This is a genomic window from Luteolibacter yonseiensis (assembly GCF_016595465.1).
Lineage (GTDB): Bacteria > Verrucomicrobiota > Verrucomicrobiia > Verrucomicrobiales > Akkermansiaceae > Luteolibacter > Luteolibacter yonseiensis.
Genome location: NZ_JAENIK010000011.1, coordinates 354,056 through 374,721, shown reverse-complemented (window position 1 = coordinate 374,721; position 20,666 = coordinate 354,056). Strand labels below are relative to the sequence as shown.

Annotated in this window: 17 protein-coding genes and 1 tRNA gene; all 18 read right to left on the bottom strand. The window is 59.2% G+C overall.

The window, feature by feature from the left end:
- Positions 1 to 16 precede the first annotated feature (16 nt).
- The 18 genes from JIN84_RS11275 to JIN84_RS11190 all read right to left on the bottom strand — a co-directional run bounded on the left by JIN84_RS11275 (position 17) and on the right by JIN84_RS11190 (position 20,643).
- The gene (locus JIN84_RS11275) at positions 17 to 241 is read right to left on the bottom strand and encodes a helix-turn-helix domain-containing protein (protein WP_200351146.1); all 225 of its coding nucleotides are present in this window, start codon (positions 239 to 241) and stop codon (positions 17 to 19) included.
- Positions 242 to 1,222: 981 nt separating this feature from the next.
- Entirely contained in the window at positions 1,223 to 1,990 is a 768-nt protein-coding gene (locus JIN84_RS11270) for a hypothetical protein (RefSeq protein ID WP_200351145.1), read from the bottom strand.
- Positions 1,987 to 3,294, bottom strand: coding sequence for a cation:proton antiporter (locus tag JIN84_RS11265; protein WP_200351144.1), 1,308 nt, complete (start codon positions 3,292 to 3,294; stop codon positions 1,987 to 1,989). Before JIN84_RS11265 ends, JIN84_RS11270 begins: the two co-directional genes overlap by 4 nt.
- On the bottom strand, positions 3,291 to 3,890 hold the full coding sequence (locus JIN84_RS11260; protein ID WP_200351143.1) for a DUF502 domain-containing protein: 600 nt from the start codon (positions 3,888 to 3,890) through the stop codon (positions 3,291 to 3,293). The genes JIN84_RS11265 and JIN84_RS11260 overlap by 4 nt, the downstream gene beginning before the upstream one ends.
- A gap of 12 nt (positions 3,891 to 3,902) precedes the next feature.
- Positions 3,903 to 4,988, bottom strand: a complete 1,086-nt coding sequence (locus JIN84_RS11255) for a formylglycine-generating enzyme family protein (protein WP_200351142.1) — start codon at positions 4,986 to 4,988, stop codon at positions 3,903 to 3,905.
- Positions 4,989 to 5,070: 82 nt separating this feature from the next.
- Entirely contained in the window at positions 5,071 to 6,015 is a 945-nt protein-coding gene (locus JIN84_RS11250; RefSeq protein ID WP_200351141.1) for a SphA family protein, read from the bottom strand.
- A 38-nt stretch (positions 6,016 to 6,053) separates the two neighbouring features.
- Positions 6,054 to 6,833 carry a transporter gene (locus JIN84_RS11245; protein ID WP_200351140.1) on the bottom strand — a complete coding sequence of 260 codons (780 nt, stop codon included), beginning with the start codon at positions 6,831 to 6,833 and terminating at the stop codon, positions 6,054 to 6,056.
- Positions 6,830 to 7,825, bottom strand: coding sequence for an HAD family hydrolase (locus tag JIN84_RS11240; protein WP_234043436.1), 996 nt, complete (start codon positions 7,823 to 7,825; stop codon positions 6,830 to 6,832). Before JIN84_RS11240 ends, JIN84_RS11245 begins: the two co-directional genes overlap by 4 nt.
- 154 nt (positions 7,826 to 7,979) lie before the next feature.
- Positions 7,980 to 9,581, bottom strand: coding sequence for an arylsulfatase (locus JIN84_RS11235; RefSeq protein ID WP_200351139.1), 1,602 nt, complete (start codon positions 9,579 to 9,581; stop codon positions 7,980 to 7,982).
- A 54-nt stretch (positions 9,582 to 9,635) separates the two neighbouring features.
- Positions 9,636 to 10,436, bottom strand: a complete 801-nt coding sequence (locus JIN84_RS11230; protein WP_200351138.1) for a bestrophin-like domain — start codon at positions 10,434 to 10,436, stop codon at positions 9,636 to 9,638.
- Between the two features lie 60 nt (positions 10,437 to 10,496).
- Positions 10,497 to 12,059, bottom strand: a complete 1,563-nt coding sequence (locus JIN84_RS11225; protein ID WP_234043435.1) for an arylsulfatase — start codon at positions 12,057 to 12,059, stop codon at positions 10,497 to 10,499.
- Positions 12,060 to 12,110: 51 nt separating this feature from the next.
- Positions 12,111 to 12,482 (bottom strand): response regulator, encoded by a 372-nt coding sequence (locus tag JIN84_RS11220; RefSeq protein WP_200351137.1) that lies wholly within the window; start codon positions 12,480 to 12,482, stop codon positions 12,111 to 12,113.
- Positions 12,483 to 12,563: 81 nt separating this feature from the next.
- A complete protein-coding gene (locus JIN84_RS23395) occupies positions 12,564 to 13,202 on the bottom strand; it encodes a response regulator transcription factor (RefSeq protein WP_325099585.1) in 639 nt (212 codons plus the stop codon).
- Positions 13,199 to 14,782 carry an ATP-binding protein gene (locus JIN84_RS11210; protein ID WP_200351136.1) on the bottom strand — a complete coding sequence of 528 codons (1,584 nt, stop codon included), beginning with the start codon at positions 14,780 to 14,782 and terminating at the stop codon, positions 13,199 to 13,201. Before JIN84_RS11210 ends, JIN84_RS23395 begins: the two co-directional genes overlap by 4 nt.
- A 684-nt stretch (positions 14,783 to 15,466) precedes the next feature.
- A tRNA-Met gene (locus JIN84_RS11205) sits at positions 15,467 to 15,541 on the bottom strand.
- 274 nt (positions 15,542 to 15,815) lie between these two features.
- Positions 15,816 to 17,510, bottom strand: coding sequence for a M56 family metallopeptidase (locus tag JIN84_RS11200; RefSeq protein WP_200351135.1), 1,695 nt, complete (start codon positions 17,508 to 17,510; stop codon positions 15,816 to 15,818).
- Positions 17,511 to 17,521: 11 nt separating this feature from the next.
- Positions 17,522 to 17,908: a BlaI/MecI/CopY family transcriptional regulator gene (locus tag JIN84_RS11195; protein WP_234043434.1), complete on the bottom strand. Its 387-nt coding sequence runs from the start codon at positions 17,906 to 17,908 to the stop codon at positions 17,522 to 17,524.
- A gap of 95 nt (positions 17,909 to 18,003) precedes the next feature.
- A complete protein-coding gene (locus JIN84_RS11190) occupies positions 18,004 to 20,643 on the bottom strand; it encodes an excinuclease ABC subunit UvrA (protein ID WP_200351133.1) in 2,640 nt (879 codons plus the stop codon).
- Positions 20,644 to 20,666 lie beyond the last annotated feature (23 nt).

The following is a 20,666-nucleotide window of genomic DNA, read 5'->3' as shown; positions in this document are numbered from 1 at the left end:
CCGCCGCCTCCGTCAATCAACCGATGGTGGCATCCCCGTTTTCCGAAGCCAGGGACGCATGGTAAAGCTGCCCGAAGTCAACATTGAGCGCATCGCTCCACCGGAAAGCCAGGACCACGTTCGGATGGGTCTCGCATTTCTCCATGCGCGACAAATGGGTGGAATGCACGCCGACCTTTTTTGAAAGCTCACGCAGGGACACCCTTCTGGCGATGCGGATGTCACGCAAGGAAGTGAGCATGATCCTCCAGCGGGTTTCGCTGATTTCACCGAAATCCCCTCCTCGAACGCTGTCTGCAAATTCTTCGGACACGCAATTCAATCGGAAAGCAGCTTCACGAAATCGAACCGACCCTCCGGAAGCCCGTCCGGGCTTCATCAGGATTGTCCGCGGAAACGGGCGGATTCCCCATCGCCACCACTGAAACACGGTCACTCGAAAACTTGAGACAAACGGGCATACGGCATCGTTATATCATGAACACCCTTCATGCGATACGGATTTTTTGAAACGTTTTCGGGAACCTTCTCACAAGCATAAGTGACAAAAAAGATATAGTTCATCTGCTATTGATGCAATAATGCATCCTTATGACCGCTATTGAGACATGATGGCCGATTTTGACACCCGCCACAGGCATGGACTGATAGGGAAACGACTTATGTATGTGTCGCCGCTTCCAGCAGCGTGCAAGCGCCGGCGTCAAGGATCCGTCTCCGGTCATGGTGGACCACCATCCAGCGTCTGCCATTCGGGCCGTTCGAAAATCCCTCTGTCAACAAATCCATAATCTGTTAGAGTTATACATGTTAGATCGATCGCCGTGAACGAAACCGGCGGACGAGCGCAGCCTGTCTCGGATGGGATCTTAAACCGGGATGCTCCAGAGACGCGGCTTCCCTAGCAAAGCGGACGCCCCGACCGAACTCATCGACCACATCGGAGACCACCGCAAAATTCGACATTGGACAACGTCGCGGCCCGCGATTCGCGGCCGACATCCGATCTTCTGAAAGACTCTCCATGGATCATTGGATATTTGGGACGTTCGGTCTTTCACTGGCAGAACTTCAGCCCCCTGTCGCGCGGGTCGGGGCAGTCCGTCCCGCCCGCAACGAACAACCGATGGCGACAAACAGGGAGAAGAATGTCAAACGCATGGTTGAATGGGCAGGAACGGAGGCACCTCGCGGCCGAGGTCCGCGAGGTGCCGGGCGATGGCTATGCACGCCTTCTCAAGGTCAGCAGGAATATGGCGGGAACAAGGACGAACGCGGGCGATGGCTCGGGAACGCTCTGAATGTTGATATTGTCCACCATCGCCGAGGTTCCGCCGGCGGACGCCTGGATGTAAAACAGCAGGTTTCCGTTCTGGCCGTTGTTGATGACGTTCTGGTCGAAGGCCAGTCCGCTCAACGCGCCTGATCCCAGCACGTTCCCGGCGGTGTCCACGGACTCCACCAGCGCGGAATAGCTGAACGTGTCCGGGTCGATATTCAGCGTTACCCGATAGGGCGAGGAAAGATCCATGTCTATCCCGAGATCCTGCCATCCGGACGAATTGTCCCGGGCCTGCCAATGGAATTCAAACACGCCGGGACTGCTCTCTTCGGTGAAGATTCTGAGGTTCGCAGCGTTTCCGGACCCATACGATCCTTCGACGATCTCGAACAACCCTCCGGCGGGTCCGTCAAATAAATCCACCTGCACATACATGCTGACGGAGTAGGCGGTGGTGACGGAAAGCCCTGCGGTGTTGTTCTTGAACGGGCGGGAGAAGCTCTGGGAAAGACTGTTTCCGCCGCCCGCGTTTTCCCCTCCCAAGGATTCATCGAGGAAAGTGGGGACGGTCGAACCGCCGGTCCAGGTCGAGTTCCAGGTGGACGTATCCTCACCGGCCTCGAAGGTCTCGATGAGTGTCGCGGCCATGCAAACCGGCTGGGCGGAGATGCAGGCCGTCAGTATCGCTAACAAACGGTGTGTTTTCATGATGGTGTTCGTGTTTGATCAACGCTCGGCGGGGGTAGATGAGAGTGGTAACCGGCGGAAGGAGCATCATAGGGTGCTTCAGTGCTTGTGATGGGTTCGGGAGCAGCGGGAGAAACCTGCGGCGCACCGGAGATCCGTGGGGCGGAGCGTGCGGTGAGGATGGGGCCCACCACACAGCTCACGATCACCAGCATGACCACCGCGTTGACAAAACCGGCGTCCAGCAGCCTTTCTCCATGCGCGTTGAACGCCTCGTAACCCACCACTGCGGACGCCAGGGTGGCCGCCATTTGCGGGAACGAAAGGCTTGCCATGGTGACGGTCTCCGCCCTGGTGAAGCGGAAACGCAGTCCGGTCAACCAGGCGGCGAGCGCCTTCCCTCCGAAAGTGGCGGCGAGCAGGCCGGCGACCATCAGCGGCTGGGTGAGGATGGTTTGCTTCATCACGGCGAAATCCACCAGGAAACCGGTGGCTAGAAAAAACGACGGGATGAACAAGGAGTGGGCCAGGACCTCCAACTGCTCCACGGCGAATTTTCCGCGCAGCGCCCGCTTCAACGAAATTCCCGCGAGGAATGCTCCCACGATGCCTTCCAACTGGATCACACGGGCCGCCTCCGCCGCCACGACGATCACCACCAGCATCACCATGACACGCACTTCCGGAGTCTGGCCGTAGCGGATGATCGCCTTGCGCGCGACCTTGCTCAGTCCGAACATCACCAGCGGCACGAACACCGCCAGCTCCACCAGCTCGATCAGGAGGAACCGAACGGAAAAGCCGGTCTGATGAATGGAGATGGCGACCGCGAGCACAAGCATCGCCGCGATGTCCGTGAAAATCGTGCCGCTCACGGTGACCGCCACCGCCGCGTTTCCCACGACACCCAGCCGTTGCAGGATCGGGTAGGCGAGCAACGTGTGGGAGGAAATGATGGATCCGATCAGGATCGCGGCGGTCCATCCGTATCCGAACGCGCGGCCCAGGGCCACGCCCAGCACCATGGGAATGATGAAAGTGAGGAAACCGAAGACCATCGACCGGTTCCTTGTTTTTTTAAAGAGTTCCAGATCGATTTCAAAACCGACGAAGAACATGAACAGCAGTTTGCCGATCTCCGCCAGAAGGGTGATGACAGGACCATCTTTCTCCACAACCCCGAAAAACGCAGGACCCACGAGGATTCCCGTCAGGATGAACCCGAGCACGGCGGGCAGCCTCAGGCGCTCCATGAGACGCGGCAGCAGGATGATCAACGCCATCACGATGGCGAATCCGGTGAGTGGCGAGTATTCGAAGTTCATCGGGCGGCCTCCGGTTCGGGTTCCATCATCGCCAACAGTTCCGCGCTGCCGGTTCCCCACTTTGTCACGCACTTGAACAGAGAGGTCACCGGCACCGCCACCGGATGCACACGCGAACCCGCGACGATCAGAATGGTTCCGGCGGCGGGGGTCGGCGCGGAGGGAATGAACACGGTCAGGAGATCTCCCGCATGTTCTTCCACGATGAAACAGGGGGCCAACGCATCCTCGATCTCCACCAGCGCGGGTTTGAATCCCTGGTTCTTTTCCAAATCACCCATCTGCAATGCGACCCCGCGAAACAGGGTGTACCCTGGGATTTTCTCAAACACCCGGTTCTCGATGATGGTCCTCAAGTCCTTTCCGAACCTGGTGCGCACCAGCAATCCGACGGCAAAACAAACCAGCAGCATGAGCAGCGTCGCCACCACATCCGGATGGATCACGCTCTCCGGCAGATGCGCGCTCACCGGCTTCACCACGATGGCCAGTTGGGAAACCGCCTTGATGAACAACAGCGTGGCCAGCCAGGCGGGAAGCACCACGAGAGCGCCACCCAGCAAGGTCGTCTTCAGCAATGAAAGGATACCGCGCATGAGGATTTCAGTTCATTTTTTCAACAAGCCGGATGCGGGTGCCACACACCGGAAACCAACATGGTTGCTGGCGGTGCTCACTTCTCCCTTGCCTCGGGTGCCGACCATGTAGCGGGTGCAGTATTTGCTGGTGCAGAGGAACGAACCGCCGCGGTGGACCCGTTTTTTCTCGTTCGGCTCCGCAGGATCATACGGAGTGGATGGCCCCTGTGGGTTCTCAGCCACACCACCCGCCAGCTTGAGCCGTGCGTAGGTGTCCACCCGATACCAATCGCCGCACCACTCCCAGACATTTCCGGACATGTCATACAGGCCGTAGCCATTTGGCGCGAAGCGGGCGGTGGGGGCGATGCCCTTGAATCCGTCCTCCCCGGTGTCGCCATTTTCCACCGGGAAATCCCCCTGATAGATGTTCGCTTGGAATTTCCCGTCCACCTTCAGATCGTTGCCCCAGGAGTAGAGCTTGCCCGCTTCGCCACCGCGTGCCGCGAACTCCCATTCCGCCTCCGTCGGCAGCCGCTTGCCCGCCCACTTGGCGTAAGCAACCGCATCGTCATAAGCGATCTGGACCACGGGGTAGCTCTCACGTCCGGCGATGTTGCTGCCCTCTCCCTCGGGATGCCGCCAGTCGGCGCCGGGAACATAGTTCCACCACTGGAAATAGTTGTCCAACCTCACCTTCCCCGGTGTCGGCGTGAACACGGTGGATCCCGCGATGAGATTCTCGGGAGGAGCTGTTGGAAATTCCTCCTTCGTTGGCTTCCTTTCCGCGACGGTGACATATCGTGTGGCCTCCACGAATTTCGCGAACTGGGCGTTCGTCACCTCCGTCTTGTCCATCCAGTAGCCGTCCACCCGCACCTGATGGATCGGCAAGGCATCCTTGCTCACTCCGGACAAGTCGCACATCGACTCGCAAACGGAGTCACAGCCCATGGAAAATTCGCCGCCGGGAATCCACACCATTCCCTCCGGAGCCGGCGTGGGGGCGGGAGCGGCATTCGGGATGGTGGGGCCGAAAGCGGATTCAGCGGCGGATGCCATGGAGGCATACAGAATGACAATGCCTGCGAACGGTAATGTAACGGATTTGAACATGGATGACGGATGATTTCGAACTTTCGTTCCCGGGTGGTATTGAGACCGCGTGCCTGTTTCGGTTGCAGGCCCGGGCCTTGGATCAGAATTGCCAGGCTACCTTGGCCCAGAAAAAGTCGCCTTCGAGACGGCGGCGGGTATCGAGTTCCGGCAGCCAGCGTATTTCAGAAACGAAGGTGTTCCCACCCACCGGCAGGATATATCCCAGGGCGGGACCCACTCCCACATCCCGCCCCTCGAAGTCCCCGAGGGTGGCGCCGGAACCGCTGTCGCCATCGATCTGGTCGTAATAAAACGCGTTGAATCCCACGCTCAGAAATCCCGGCCCCAATGGAAGGAGTTGTTGGACGCTCAAGTCCGCATGGAAGGCCGTGCCGCTCTTGTAGTCCGTATCCTCGTTTTCCGTGTTCAGTGTGACGCCGGTGAAGAGCGCCGTATTGAAGCCGGATTTCGCATTGTTGTAGGAAACCTGGAACGTGGGATCGAAGGTCCAGTAATTGCGGCCCACGTTCGCCAGACTGCCGGTATCGTAGTCTCCGGTCGGAGCGTAGATGGGGAGCAGCGCGCTGTATTGCCAGTCATCGCACTTCCATGCCATGATCACCGGGATCAGCGCGACATCGCCGATCCCGTCCGCCGAATCCGAACGCGATCCAGTCGTCCCGCCCGCCACCACGTCGGCATCCACATCCATCCAGAGATAGGGCACATACGCGCCCACACTGTAACGCGCCTCCAATACCGGAGTCTCGAAGGTATAGAACCCGCCAACCGTGAAGGCATCGGATTTCGCGTCCAAGCCCGCCGTCACCAATCCTGCATTTGGAAAATTGCCCGAGGCGGACGCATCTCCGGAGTAATGGAGATACATGGTCTCCGCGATCCAGCCCGGCTTTGTCGGAGGCAGATCGATCAAGGTGGCGGAGTTCCCGGGGATGTAACGGCCGGCTCCGCCTTCTTCGGCATGGAGGGGAACGCATAGCCCGAGGGTGATGGCGGAATGAAGAATGAAATTGTGGGGTTTCATGGAGCAGCGTTTTTGTTAAATAGTCCTGGATATCAAAATTAGTGTTTTGGGAACAGGAAGGTGAGTCCGAAACGCAGTCCCCACTCGGGACCGCCGTCGGGGGTATCGAAATAATAGCGGGCACCCGCGAAAAACTGCACGGGCTGATCTCCGATTTTCACCAGCTGGCTGACCACGAAATTGACGGGAACGGTCCAGTCGTTGCCCTGCCAATCATAGGTGCTTTCGAGATTCAAAGTGTAAGTCGTGGCCGCCGGGGTGGTGTAGCCGACGAAGGGCTGCAGGAACGTCGCGTTGACGGAATTTCGATCATCCTCACCCGCGAAGTCCCAGAGGTGGTTGACCAGTGCTCCATACGTCCATGGTCCTTCTTGTTTCAGAACGACAGCCGTAGGGCCGATGCCCCATTTCTCTCCACCGAGAACCTCGTCGGTGGCGGTGGGAATCAGGAATACCGGGCCCGCCCCCCAGATGGGATCGCTGGTTTTCGGCGAAAAGAAAAAACTCTGCACCACATCACCGAGTCCGGACTCGTCGGAACCGCCACCCGGGAGTATCCCCTCCTGGTCAATGACAGGAAGGATCGTGCGCGAGATGACGTTCCATCCATCGTTGAGGCCGATCGGAATGACGGGCTGGATGTTGGTCGTCCATTTGGCTCCATCCCCGGGCCCGATCCCGAAGTCGTAGTTGCTCTGGGTGGGGACGCTGATCAGGTCCGCAATCGGGTTGGAGAGCTTCTTCGCGAGTTCCGCATTCTCCGCCCGGAGACCGGAGATAGTGAGCGCAAGTGTGAGAACTGTTATGCGGTGTTTCATGGTGATGGGTAAATCGTGTTCCAGTCCTCTTTCATGCTGACTACCGTCCAGCCTTTGGTCTTCGCCGCGTCCAAACCCTTGGAAAGTTTGCCGATGTGCGAATCGCGGTCGTAGGCATACTCCCTTTCGGCATCCGTGTGATGGACGATGAGACCGAAGCGCGGTCCGTTGCCCGCGGTGGTCCATTCCAACATCTGATAGTCGCCATCCGAATTTCCGAATGCCGCGATGGGCCGGCGGCCGATGTGGCGCTGGATGCCCACGGGCTTGCCCACGTTGTCGTCGTTGAGGACGAGTTCCGGAGTCTTCACCAGGACGGGTGTGCCGTCGCGGACTTCATATTTCAAGCCACCGGAAGACCCGACGACCTGCTCCGGCGGAATGCCGTAGGTCTTCTCCGCCCACGGCCGCATGAATTCGATGCCGCCTCCGGAAACAATGAAGGTCTTGAACTGGTTCGCCCGCAGGTAGGCGAGCAGCTCGAGCATCGGCTGATAGACCATGCTGTTGAAGGGCTTGCCACTCTGCGGATGTTTCGCGGTGGCCATCCATTCCGTGACGACTTTTTCAAACTCCTCGGTGGTGAGCCCCGCATGGGTGGCCATGACGATGTCGAACAATGCCTTGTCTCCTCCCGCGAGCGCGGCCTTGACATCGCCCTTGAGCAGCGAGGCGAAGGGCTCTTCAGTCTGCCATTCCGGGTGCTTGGGAGCCAGGGCCTTGATCCGGTCGATTGCGAAGAAAAGTTGAAAATACGCCGGTTGTTCCGACCAAAGCGTGCCGTCGTTATCGAAGACGGCGATGCGGTCCGACGGCTGGACGTATTCCGCGGAACCACTGGTGGTCACCTTTTCCACAAACTCCATGATCGCCTTCTTCGGAGCGGTGGAGTTCCAGGAAGGAAGCGGATCGGCGTGGAGACAGGAAACGGCGAAAGCGAATAGCATCGCCGCCATCTTTCCGGGTTGTCGCGTGAATGTGGCTTGTTTCATAGGCCGCGTGGTGTGGTTCATTGATTCAACCGGTTCGAACTCCATATCTTGAAAGGTTTACTGGGTCGCCTGGGTCGCCCGGGTCGGGCGGTGGAGCAGATGGTGGGGATCCGGCATTTTCCTGTTGTGGGAATACAAGCGGGTGCTTGCATGATCATTCCCCGGGTTTTCTCAGTCCGATGTCCTTACGCGGATATTTCTCGAATGTGGCACCGTGCCGGCCGGCACGCATCATGGCTTGCGGAAGGCCCCACTCGAAGCGGGAATGACCTTGGCTGCTTTGTTCTTTCGGGTCCATGTAGAGGTTATAAACCCACGGTGCCATACCGAGGTTGTTCAACGTGCTTTCGTCCAGATTGCGGTGTGCGGACTGGTTGAGGAACACCTTGAAATGCACCTTGTATTCCAACCACCGCACGGCGGTCAGGGTATTTTCGGCATACATGAAAACAGCGTCCCTCTTGGATTTGCCGTCATCGGCAAGCAAGTATGACGTCTGGTCGATGCCATCGATAAAACGTTCCGAAGGGATCTTGTCCGTGATGCCCGCGATCGCGAGAGGAGTGTTGAACAGATCGCAGAGATCGAAAAGACCATCATCCACCCGGCCCGGCGCGATCATGCCCGGCCAGTAAGCAATACCGGGAACACGCACGCCACCTTCCCAAGTGGTGCCCTTGCCACCACGGAAAGGTTGATAGCTGGAATCCGGCATCAGATCCTCGTTGCCACCGTTGTCGGAAGTGAAAAAAACGAGGGTATTTTCCAACTGCCCGGTTTCCTTGAGCACGTTGATCAGACGGGCGACGATGTCATCGGTTTCAACCAGAGCGTCACGTTGGGGAAAGCCCGCGGGGCTCTTTCCTTCGTATCCCTTGGCCGGGTAGGAGTCGTTGTGAAGACGACCGAAGGAATGGCAGAGATAGAACGGCTTGTTTTCTTTCGTCGTTCGGCGGATGAAATCTTCCGAAAAGTCGGCGAACTTCTGATCGATCTGCGCCAGATCTTCCGTGGATTTGATTTCTTCGGAAACCTCCAGCGGGCCGCCTTTGCTGCCCTTGGTGATCGCAGCTTCGCTCAGCTTCTGAAGCGCGGCCAGGCGGTCGGGCCGCAGGATCAGATCCGGATAGAGCCGTTTGTCAAGCTGCTGGCTGAAGTCGCTCATCACAGAGAGGATTCCGTAATATTCATCATAGCCGCACTGGTGTGGATAGCTGCCCTCACCTTCGCCCAAATGCCATTTCCCGGAGAGAGCGGTACGATAACCCGAGCCGCTCAAAAGCTTGGCAGCGGTCACTTCGTCCGCCCATGGATTCACCTTCGGCACCTCCCCGCTGAGCGTGGGCCGCGTGAGGCCGCTCCTCGTGGGAATGCGGCCGGTCATCAGCGCGGCCCGACTGGGCGTGCAGGTTGGCTGGGAGTAAACACTGAGAAGTTTCAGCCCACCCGTCGCGAGCTTGTCGATATTCGGTGTCGGTGCGCCGATGAGCAGACCGCCTCCGAAGCAGCCGGGATCTCCCCAGCCCATGTCATCCACGAGCACGATGAGAATATTCGGCTTGCGTCCGAATCTTTTCTCCAGCGCCGCCAGTTTCCCTGCGGCGACCTTTTCCTGTTCAGGGCGTGCGATGCTTGGCTCCAAATAAGGTTTGGACGGGACGGGTTGCGCGAAGGCGTTCTTGGTTTGCTCCTGCGCGGTGGCGGACAGGGCGAGTCCGCCGAGAATCGCGCAGATGGCGAGTGGTTTGGTTTTCATATCATGGTAGGTTGGACCATCAGGCGAATGGATGTGGAAGACGTGCCGGAAAATTCAGTTCGAGGTCGAATCCATGGATTTCAGGACATCGATCAATGGTTGTTGGGAGACGGTGACGTAGCTTCCCTGCGGGCGGTCGAGCGAGGCGATGAGGGCGATGACCAGGCTGAAGGCGATGGCGAGAACGCCTTTCGCGATTGAGCGCTTGGAGCCTGCGATGCCTGTTTGATAACCGATGCTGGCCATTCCGAGAGCGGTGAGGCAGGACAACGCGAACCATATTCCCCTCGGAATGCGCGCCTGGAGTCCGACCGCGATGCGGAGGGCGTGGATGTCGATGAGGGAATTGAGCGAGTCGATGTAAAGAGCGGCGACGTCCGAGTTCATATCCTTGCGGGCGTTGGTGACCGCCATGTCCCAGAGCACTTTATGAATGGCGGAGACTTTTGCGAGACGCGCCTCCATCTCCCCGGGAGTCATGCGCCCGGAATGGAGGCTCTCAACGGAGCCGATGCGGTTTGAAACATATTCCTTGAGAAGCGACTTCGCCACGGCGCGGTCGTCTTCCGGCAGGAAATCCGCGCGGAGGTAGGTGGTCCCGATGATGTTCGCTTCTTCGCGAACCAGGGCCTTGCGTGAATCGTAACGGTCCGAAACGATGCCGAAGGTGAAAGCGAGAAGAAAGGCGGACAGTCCAAGAACGGACCCGGCGATGGCGGAAACCGGCGACTCCTTCTCTTCCCCCGACTTGCGGTGCGAGCGGTGGCCCAGACGATAGCCCGCTTCAATGGAAAGCATGACGATCAGGACCGTCCCGAGAAAAAGAAGCCAGATGGGTATGAAGTCGGTGTTCATGCGAATGATGGGAAACACAGGGTGCCGGCCATGCGGCAGGCACCCTGTGCGGAATGGCGATCAGTTGGTATCCGGAACCATGCCTTTGATCTGCTTCTCCAAGGAATCGAGACTCCAATCGCCGGGCTTCTGGCTGGGCGGAAAATCCTTCAGAGTCAGGAGGAACTTGCTGGCGACCGTCTGCAGGGGAATAAGGACGAACGCACGGTCAAGATACCAGTCGTTGTAGGTGTTGGAATTCTCAGCGGCTCTCTCGAAGGGATCGCGGCGCAGGTTGGTGAGATGGGGGGCACGAAGATGGACAAAAGGTTCGCGCCACACTTGCAACTGGTGCGCCCGGTTCTCCATATAGGTGGCCTTCCAGTCGCCTACGCGGATCGCAACCACTTCAGCGGCGTCGTTGAGATAGATGAACTCCTTGCGCGGCGAATCCTTGACCTTGCCGCTGAGGTAGTCGGTGAGATCATAACCGTCGATGTGGTTTTTGTAGGTACGTCCGTTGAGTTCCACGCCGCCTTTGAGCAGCTTCTCCTTGATGTCCGGCGCACCGGCGATGGCGGCGAAGGTCGGCAGCCAGTCCTCGTGGGACACAATGCCATTGAGGGTCACACCGGCCGGGAAATGGCCAGGCCATTTGATAAAGCAAGGCACACGGAAGGCACCTTCCCAATTGGAGTTTTTCTCTCCATGAAAGGGGGTTGTGCCGGCATCGGGCCAGGTGTTGTAATGCGGACCATTGTCGGTGGAATACTGGACGATGGTGTTGTCCGCGACGCCGAGTTCATCAAGCAACTTGAGCAACTCGCCCACGTTGAGATCGTGGCTGACCATGCCGTCGCTATACTCGTCCTGGCCGGAGATGCCGAGTTGGCCGGGCTGCACGTGGGTGCGGAAGTGCATGTGGGTGGCGTTCCACCAGCAGAACCACGGCTTGCCCGCCTTGTTCTGGCGGGTGATGAAGTCTTTCGCGGCGGCCAGGGTTTCATCGTCGATGGTTTCCATCCGCTTCTTGGTCAGCGGACCGGAGTTTTCGATTTTGCCGTCGGCAAAGGAATGGATGACGCCGCGGGGGCCATACTGCTCCAGGAAGGTTTTGCCGCTGGGCAGCTTCATATCCTTCGGATAGTCGCGGTTCTCCGGCTCCTCCTCGGCATTGAGATGGTAGAGACTGCCGAGGAATTCATCGAAGCCGTGCACGGTGGGCAGGTGTTCGTCACGGTCTCCCTGATGGTTCTTGCCGAACTGCCCCGTCGCGTAGCCTTGGGATTTCAGGATCGTGGCCATGGTCACATCGGTTTTCTGCCAGCCTTCTTTCGCGCCCGGCATGCCAACCTTGGTCATGCCCGAACGGACCGGCGCGGAACCGCTGATGAATGCCGCACGTCCTGCGGTGCAACTCTGTTGCGCGTAGTAGTCGGTGAAGGCCACACCTTCCTTGGCGATGCGGTCGATATTGGGTGTCTGATATCCCATCATGCCGCGGCTGTTGTAACTGATGTTCCAGGTGCCGATGTCATCCCCCCAGATGACGAGGATGTTGGGCTTCTTGTCTTGGGCGTTGACCGCCGTGATGGCCAGTGCGGCGGCGAGCAGGTATCGCCAGGGTTTTGGTATCGGTTTCATATTGTTGTCGGTGGAGTTTCTTTTTTTCAGGATGGAGAAGATGGATGTCGTTCATCGGCCGCCTTCCACGGGTCCTGCCCCGATGGCACGGGTGATGGCGTCCATGATGGTTTGCCCGGAGTCGGTTTTTTTCAGAAAAGCGGAGCAGCCCGTCCGCATCGCGCTGGTGCGGATCCCGGGTTCATCGTGTGCGGTGTTGAAAATCACCGGGGCGGTGGAGCCGGATGCGACGAGCCTCTCGTTGAGCTCGATGCCGGACATGCCACCCAGCTCGATGTCCAGCAACAGGCAATCGAAGCGTGGTTGCTTCTCATCCGCGAGAAACGCCTCAGCGGAGGAATAGGTGACCGGCTGGATCCCCACCGCGCGCAGCAGCCGTCCCAAGGAACGGCAGAGACTGTCATCGTCATCGATGACCGCCACGTAGATGTTAGAAAACCCGTTTGTCCCGGAACCCACGCATGACAGGTTGGAGGAGATCGTCAGGCTTCCGCAACCGTCCCTTTAGGGACGGGGGGATGGCAGAACGGAGATCCCGACCTCCTGTGCCAGCCGCGCCAGTTCCACCACGGACCGGATCTCCAGCTTCGCCATGATGCTGGTGCGGTGCCGCTTCACGGATCTCTCGTCGATGCCTAGATCGGCGGCGATCTCCTTGTTCAGCCGACCCTGGAGAACATGAAGAAGCACCTCATGGTCACGCGGCGTGAGCTTCCGGAAACGAGCACCCAGTTCGTTCTTGTGCGACCGCTGTTTCCTCTCCCGTTCGTCGCGGGCGAGCGCGCGGTCCAGCGCCGCCAACAGATCCGCGCTTGGTGCCAGCTTCGCCAGGAAATCCTCCGCGCCCTGACGCATCGCGGTCACGCTGCTCGGCAGGTCTCCTTCGCCCGTGAGGAAAACCACCGGCAGCGGATTGCACGTTTTCACCAGTTGCTCCTGAAGCTCGATCCCGCTCATTTCCGGCATATGCAGATCCGCGATCACACAGCCCCGGGCATCTTCCGGATGGCCGGTCAGAAACTCCGTGGCCGAAGCATACGCCTTCACCGAGAAACCGGACGCCCTCAGCATCCGGGTGAGGCTCAACAAGAATGACGTGTCGTCATCCACCACATAGACCGTCCTGCCCTGCCGGTCGCTCACGCCGTCCCCCCTTCCCCGACGGTCTTCAAGGTGAAACGGAAGACGGCGCCGCCCTCCGGATGATTCCCGGCACGGATCCCGCCCCCGTGCGCCTCCACAATGGTTTTGGAGATTGCCAGGCCCATCCCCATTCCATTCGACTTCGTGGTGAAAAACGGTTCGAAGACCCGTGGAATTTTCTCTTCCGCGATTCCATGACCGAAATCCCGCACGCTGATCTCCACCGTACGCCCGTCGGTCTGCTCCACATCCACCCGCAGCCTGCGTTGCTGGAGCGGCCATCCGGACATGGCGTCCGCGCCGTTCACCAGAAGATTGAGAAGAACCTGCTGGAGATGCACCTTGTCCCCCCGCACCATCGGCAGGCCCGGAGCGATTTCCATGTCGACGGTCACCCGTCGGGAACGCATTTCCGCACGGATGAAATCCATCACCTGGTCCAGCACAGCCTTGATCGAAACCGGCTCGAATTCGAGATCACGCCTTTTGAGCAGCGATCGCATGCGCTCGATCACCGATCCCGCCCGCTGGTCGTCCTGCCGGATGTCCAGCAGGATCGCGCGGACTTCCTCCAGATCCGGCGATTTTTGCGCGAGGATCAGTTCTCCCGCTTCCGCGTTCCGCAGGATGGCCCCCAATGGTTGGTTGATCTCGTGGGCAAGCGCGGAGGCGAGTTGTCCCATGGTGGAGACCCGGGCCGCATGGGCAAGCGCGCACCGTTGCTCCTGGGCCTCCATTTCCGCCACTTTCTTTTGCTCGATCAAGATGGCGACCACATAAAGCGGAGCCGCCCTGAGCAGCAGGAAATGCTGCAGCGCCAGGGAAGTCCCGGACGGCGACAAACCGGAAAACGGACCATGTCCTTTCAGCGCGGCCTCCACCGCGAGAACCGCGATGATGGCCACCGATCCCGATGCCCCCGCCATTCCGAACCGGATCGCCGCCCAGAACAGGAACGGTACCGGCGCATAAAACCTCGTCTCGGCCAGTCCGATCCGGACCGATTCCGTTCGGAACGCGAGATACCCGGTGAGAATCAATGCGATCCCGAGAAACACCGCTTCCGCGAAATGTCGCCCGGATGGCATCCGCAGTCTCTTCGGAGCCACCAACACCCAGCACAACAGGGCCGGGGTCACCACCAGATGGGTGAGCACGTTCCCCATGAACCATTGTTCCCAAGACGTCCAGAAGTCCCGCCCGAGCATGACGCGCGCGCCCGCCCCCGCGAATGCGGCCAAGGCGGGAATAAGCAGAACCACCAGAAGCGCGTATGTGGCGTAGTCCCTCACGCACGTGAAACGCAGCGGGTTTTTCACAAAATGACGCAACGCGAGAGCCCCGACGATCCCTTTCGCCGAATCGATAACGAAGACCGTCAGCTGAAACCAAACGGGAAGTCCCAAAGGAGCGGCGACATACAACCGGATCGGAAGCGCGGCGAAAATGAATATCCACCAATTGCGCGGCGAACTCATCAGGAGGGCGCACAACAACACCGAATCAGGAAACCAAAACGGCGAACCGCATGTCTGGCTGAACGACATGCCGTAGTGGTAGGCGAAATGGAATCCCGCCATAAACAGGCAGAACGAAACGACATTCTTCCACGATAGTCCAAGCACAACCGCCCCCATTCCCATCGCATGAAAATTCGCGAGTCTTCCCTGAGATTTTACGGTCCAGTCCATTTCTCCGGTTCGATTCGGGATCGTCAAAGGGGTGGGAAAGAATCTGGCATTCCGTGCGAATCCATTGCCTGGACGGCATCCCGCGACGAAGCGTTGGTAATGTCGTAAATCATTTCCAATAGTTGTTACTCCAAATGGATGGCGGAAGGATCGGCAGACAAGCCCGATCTAACAGATTTCAAGGACGAACTTGTTCACGAACAAATCATTCATAGCCACCCCCAACAAAAGAGCAAGAACCTTCGAAAGGCCGGAAAAGGGTGCACCTGTCCCTTATTGGGACTTCGCCTCCCGACACCCTTCTGTTTCTGTAATTCCACCACCTTCGCCGTGGCACCTGTCGGCTTGGAAGTCCGGCCAACGGACGGAAACTGAATTGAAGGGTTTCGCGACCGGCCTTTGGGTTGATCGGAGCCTGGATCCGATCAAAGCGCGTCGGTGAACGCGACACGGTTTCATGTTCCCGATGCCAGTGCGTCGAAAAGTGACCGGCAAGCGGTTAAAGTCCCGGAATCCGGGAGACTCATTCCGCAAGAAATCCTACATGACTTGCTGGTCCTAAAAAGAAAAACCTGGTGGCAGGGGGCGGATTTGAACCGCCGACCAAAGGCTTATGAGTCCTCTGCTCTACCGCTGAGCTACACTGCCATAGGTTCTTCGGAGGCGGATGCCTCGTCGGGAGGCGGCGTGATTAATGGCCACAGCCCGATCTGTCCACAGAAAATTAAAAAAAGCCGCGAATTTCCCCCCAAGATACCCGACCCGCACCGGCCTTGGAGGGATCCCCGGCGAAAATGAAAGAGCGAGCCGGTGCGAGCCTCTGAGACGGAAGGAGAAACCACCGACATCGGGGATAAAAGAGGGGAGAACCGCCGCACGAACCATTTGGCCAATGCGACAGCCCTCCCCCGATGCACTCGCTTTACGGACGGGAAATCCGGAGCTCCTTATCATCCGTGGTGACCGTGTATTTCAGCTGATCAGCCAGATATCGCAGATTGATGTAAAGCGGCGCGTTCCGGGTCCGGATTTCCACGGTGCGGGCATCCGGATCAACCGAGGGATCGAGAACGATGGGAAAAACAGACCCTTCTTTGGTCAGCTCGCGGGCTTGTTGGTTCAGCAGATCCACGGCGGCGCGCAATGTCACCTGCTCGACCTCGAATCGTGGGATGATGAGCTTCATCGCGAAGTCCCCCGCTTTTCCCTGAGGCGCAGGTGGCGGAGGGGCGACTTTCACGAAGTCATCCATCTCCTGCCCCGCCTTGAGAAACGTCACGCCGGAGTCGTCCACTCTGAACCGCATGCCCGACTGATCCGCCGTCTCCTTCAACACATCGATCAGCAGGACATTCTTTTTCTTCATGGTGATGTGTCCTGCCTGGACGACATCCTCCCCCTTGTTTTTCCGAATGGTGAAATTGATGCCTTTTTTCTCAGGATCCTTTTCGACGGTATCCAGTTGTTTGACTCTCGATGCCAGGAAACCGACGATTTCCTCCAACGACATATCTTCCGCATTCACCTGGGGGATCACGATGGTGGTCAGCTTCTTCATAATGACCTCATGCCCGGTGGGCACCGGCTCCGGTGCTTTTCCCACAGCTTCCTGCGGCGCGGGTTCTTCGGCTTTCGTCGCGCCGAACATCACCAGCAGCGTGATCAGGCTCAAACCCGTCATCCTCCCCGCCAATCCCGCAGGGCGGTGGCTGGAAATTTCCCGGATCCTCGATTTCATCCCGGTGGTGCGCTCGAAAATCCCGACGAATCCCAGACTGAGCCCGCAAGACGGGAATCCGCCCTCCAGCTTCAGCAAAGCCCCGCCGTAGGCGGCACGGCGATCCGTTGTGCCGAGGGAAAGCACGCTCGCATCGCAAGCGGCCTCCCGGTCAACCCTCAGCCGGGCAAAAGCGAACCACAGGATGGGATTGAACCAATGCAACGCCTGCAAAAGACAGGCCAAACCATTGACGACCAGATCCCGCCGCTTCAGGTGGGTGAATTCGTGAAGCAGGATGAGCCGGGTTTCCTCATCGTTGAATCCCTTTGGAAATCCTGCGGGCAGCAGCAGCGAAGGGCGGAACATTCCTGTAACCGCCGGGCTTTCCACTTTCGGAGAAACCAGCACCCGCGGCAATCGGCCGATCCCCGCCTCCAAGGCCGCGATGTGGATTTCATCCAGCAACGACCCGTTCGGGGCTACGGACGTTTTCACGATGCGCCGCATGCTCCGGTGATAGCCGGCGAACCCGGCACCGAACACGACACACGCCCCGACGAGCCATGCGACGGGAAGAAGATCCGCAACGGAATTGGGGTGCCCTGCAACCGATTGCGATTTCTCCATCGCTACGGGCGTGGCCATTTCCGGAATGTCAGGACTTTGGATGATCACCGCACCGGGTTCCTCCATTTTCCTTGGAAACAATCCGAATGGCGCGGACGGCAGAACCGGAAACACGAGGACCAACAACATCGGCAGCCACAAGGCATATCTCCACTGCGCGGGCAGCCAGCGGCGTGAGACGGCTTGGACGCCGAGTATGACGACAGCGAGCACGGATGCCCGCAAAGACGCGGCGAACAACCATTCTGACAACGATTCTAATGAGTTCATAACGGTGGGTTTCAGGGTTTGTTTTTTTCGATCGATTGATCCAGGAGCGACTTCAGCTCCCGGACCTCATCCGGCGTGAGCCGGGCATTACTGGCAAAATGAACGAGCAACGGCTTGGCAGCCCCTTGGAAAATGCGCTCCAGAAATGTCTCACTCTCCGCTTTGACGAGTGCCTCGCGTTTGACCGCAGGAGCGAAAAGCCGGGGAGAGCCGGCCTTTTCCACAATCTCCAGGACACCCTTTTCCACCAACCGGGTCAGCAAGGTCCGAACGGTATTTTCCGCCCAACCCTTGCTCTGATTCAGCGTCTTCGCGACTTCGGACGCGGTTTGTGGCGACGTGTCCCACAGGACTTCCATGACGGTCCACTCGGATTCAGGAATACTTGGCATGCTCATGATCGATATCCATATTACAAATGTAGTGGATCCGTCCACTACATTTGTAATAAATTTTATCGGCCTCTGAAAAATGGAAAATCCGCGACGGGAAATCAGCGCACCTTGTTCGCCGCCAGGGCGCGACCCGTCGGAGATTTCTTGTTCTTGCGGATCTTCTCCGGAGGCCCCTGATCCACCAGGGTTCCGCCATTGACTCCCCCACCCGGCCCGAGTTCGACAAGCCAGTCCGCGGCGGCGATCACGTCCAGATGGTGCTCCACCACCAGCACGCTGTGTCCGGCATCGCGCAGTTTGAAAAAAGCGGCGAGCAGTTTTTCCACATCACCGAAATGCAGTCCGGTGGTTGGCTCGTCGAAAAGGTAAAGCGTGTGCGGGGCCTGTGGTCTGGCGAGCTCCACCGCGAGTTTCAGCCGTTGCGCCTCACCACCTGAAAGCGTGTTCGCCGGCTGGCCGAGTTTCAAATAGCCCAGACCGAGGTCTTCAAGGATTTCCAAAATGTGATGGATTTTCGGAATCGGCCGGAAAAACGTCCGGGCTTCCGCTACCGACAGCTCCAGCACTTCGGCGATGGATTTGCCCTTGTAGGTTACTTCCAGTGTTTCGCGGTTGAAGCGCCTTCCGGAGCACGCAGGGCAGGGCACCCACGCGTCGGGGAGAAAGTGCATCTCGATTTTCAACCGACCGTTTCCCTGGCATCGTTCGCAGCGCCCGCCCGCGGCGTTGAAACTGAAACGGCTCGGGCCATAGCCCCGTTGCTTGGACAGATTAAGCTTCGTGAAAAGATCCCGGACCAGATCGAACACCCCCGTGAATGTCGCCGGATTCGACCTCGGGCTGCGCCCGATGGGAGACTGGTCCGCCACCACGCATTTCTCGATCAACTCCAGACCCTCGATCCCGTCATGCAGGCCCGGAGCCTCGCCCGAACCATTGAAGTGACGGGCCAGAGCCCGGCGCAGGATGTCGTCCGCGAGCGTGGATTTTCCGCTGCCGCTCGGCCCCGTCAGACAGACCAGCCGCCCGAGCGGGATCCGCACATCGAGATTTTTAAGGTTATGTTCCCGCGCGCCCCGGATCACCAGTTCTCCTCTCTTCTCCTCGCCAGGAGCCGAGCCCTTGAAACCAATCCCGCCTCCCCTCAGCCATTCCCCCGTCGGTGAGGCGATTTCCACCGGCACTCCCGCTGCCAGCAAGGTTCCGCCCGCCGCACCGGCTCCCGGTCCGATGTCGATCAACCAATCCGCCGCACGGATGATTTCCTCGTCGTGCTCCACCACCACCACGGTATTCCCCAGGTCCCGCAATCGCGTAAGCGCGCCGATCAACCGGGCGGTATCCGCCGCATGCAGGCCGATGCTCGGCTCGTCCAACACATAAATCACGCCGGAAAGTCCGGCACCCAGTTGCGTCGCCAGCCGGATCCGCTGCGCCTCACCGCCCGACAAGGTCCCGCTCGTCCGCTCCAGCGTCAGATAACCCAGACCCACTTCTTCAAGGAACGCCAGCCGGATCCGGACGTCGCTCGCGAGCCGCCCGCATACTTCCGCCATCGCCGGGTCCACCACGAATCCCTCCAGCCATCGCATCGCATCCGCCACGCTGAGCCCGCAGAAATCCTGAATGCCGAGCCACTCCGATGGCGTGGGAGTTTCCAGTTTCGGGTTTGCCCCCACCAAGGAGGACCCTCCCCCCACCTTTACCGCCAGCCATTCCGGCTTGAGCCTCTTCCCCTCACACACGCCACAGGCCCGGTGAGCCATGAATTTCGCCAGCTTCCGCCGTGTGATTTCGGACTTCGCCTCGCGGTACCGCTTGAAGGTCAGATCCGCATCCCCGCCCTCGGGCAACAGCTTCGGATCACAATACAACTCGGTCCCCAATCCTTCGCAGGCTTCGCACGCGCCGAGATGGGAGTTGAAGGAAAAATGTTTCGGAGAAATCTCATCCACCATGAATCCGGTCCTCGGATTCCGGTAGCTCGTTTGGAAAACCACATCCCGCCAGACATCCCCTCCCGGTTCCTGCACCGACGCCCTCGCCTCCGCACCGCACAGCCGCAACGCCGTTTCCACCGAATCCGCGAGGCGGGATTCCACCCCGGACCGGATCACGAAGCGATCCACCACGATTTCCACCGCCACCGGACTTTCCGGCCATCCCGCCGCAGCGTCCTCGATTTCCATCACCTCTCCATCCACCCTCACACGGATGTATCCCTGCCGCTGGAGATCGCCCAGCAGACGGGCAGGCTCTCCCAGCTCCTCCTTCGGCAGGGCAGCCAGCAAAACGACCTTCGTTCCCTCCTCCATCTCCGCCAGCACCTTCACTATGTCCGCCGGACTCATCCGTTCCAGCCGTTCACCCGTCACCGGATCATGGGGCACTCCCGCCGCCGCCCACAGCACCCGGAGGTAGTCATAGATCTCCGTCGCCGTTGCCACCGTGGATCGCGGATTCAGTCCGCCGCCCCGCTGCTCGATCGCGATCGCCGGGCTCAGTCCCTCGATCACATCCACATCCGGTTTTTCCAACTGGTCCAGGAACTGCCTGGCATACACCGACAGGGATTCCACATACCGCCGCTGCCCCTCCGCATACAGCGTATGGAACGCCAGCGATGATTTCCCCGATCCGCTCGGCCCCGTGATCACCACGAGTTTCCCCCGTGGAATATCCACGTCGATGTTTTTCAGATTATGCTGCCGCGCGCCACGGATCCGGATCGTTTCCACCCGCCCAGCACACCCGCCTTCCC

Bases quoted from the DNA above. Each gene is read 5' to 3' on its own strand.
- JIN84_RS11225 (WP_234043435.1), bottom strand. From the start codon at position 12,059: ATGAAACCGATACCAAAACCCTGGCGATACCTGCTCGCCGCCGCACTG.
- JIN84_RS11210 (WP_200351136.1), bottom strand. From the start codon at position 14,782: ATGGCGGGATTCCATTTCGCCTACCACTACGGCATGTCGTTCAGCCAG.
- JIN84_RS11200 (WP_200351135.1), bottom strand. From the start codon at position 17,510: ATGAACTCATTAGAATCGTTGTCAGAATGGTTGTTCGCCGCGTCTTTG.
- JIN84_RS11250 (WP_200351141.1), bottom strand. From the start codon at position 6,015: ATGAAACCCCACAATTTCATTCTTCATTCCGCCATCACCCTCGGGCTA.
- JIN84_RS11265 (WP_200351144.1), bottom strand. From the start codon at position 3,294: ATGAACTTCGAATACTCGCCACTCACCGGATTCGCCATCGTGATGGCG.
- JIN84_RS11195 (WP_234043434.1), bottom strand. From the start codon at position 17,908: ATGAGCATGCCAAGTATTCCTGAATCCGAGTGGACCGTCATGGAAGTC.
- JIN84_RS11275 (WP_200351146.1), bottom strand. From the start codon at position 241: ATGCTCACTTCCTTGCGTGACATCCGCATCGCCAGAAGGGTGTCCCTG.
- JIN84_RS11255 (WP_200351142.1), bottom strand. From the start codon at position 4,988: ATGTTCAAATCCGTTACATTACCGTTCGCAGGCATTGTCATTCTGTAT.
- JIN84_RS11245 (WP_200351140.1), bottom strand. From the start codon at position 6,833: ATGAAACACCGCATAACAGTTCTCACACTTGCGCTCACTATCTCCGGT.
- JIN84_RS11235 (WP_200351139.1), bottom strand. From the start codon at position 9,581: ATGAAAACCAAACCACTCGCCATCTGCGCGATTCTCGGCGGACTCGCC.
- JIN84_RS11240 (WP_234043436.1), bottom strand. From the start codon at position 7,825: ATGAAACAAGCCACATTCACGCGACAACCCGGAAAGATGGCGGCGATG.
- JIN84_RS11270 (WP_200351145.1), bottom strand. From the start codon at position 1,990: ATGAAAACACACCGTTTGTTAGCGATACTGACGGCCTGCATCTCCGCC.
- JIN84_RS11260 (WP_200351143.1), bottom strand. From the start codon at position 3,890: ATGCGCGGTATCCTTTCATTGCTGAAGACGACCTTGCTGGGTGGCGCT.
- JIN84_RS11230 (WP_200351138.1), bottom strand. From the start codon at position 10,436: ATGAACACCGACTTCATACCCATCTGGCTTCTTTTTCTCGGGACGGTC.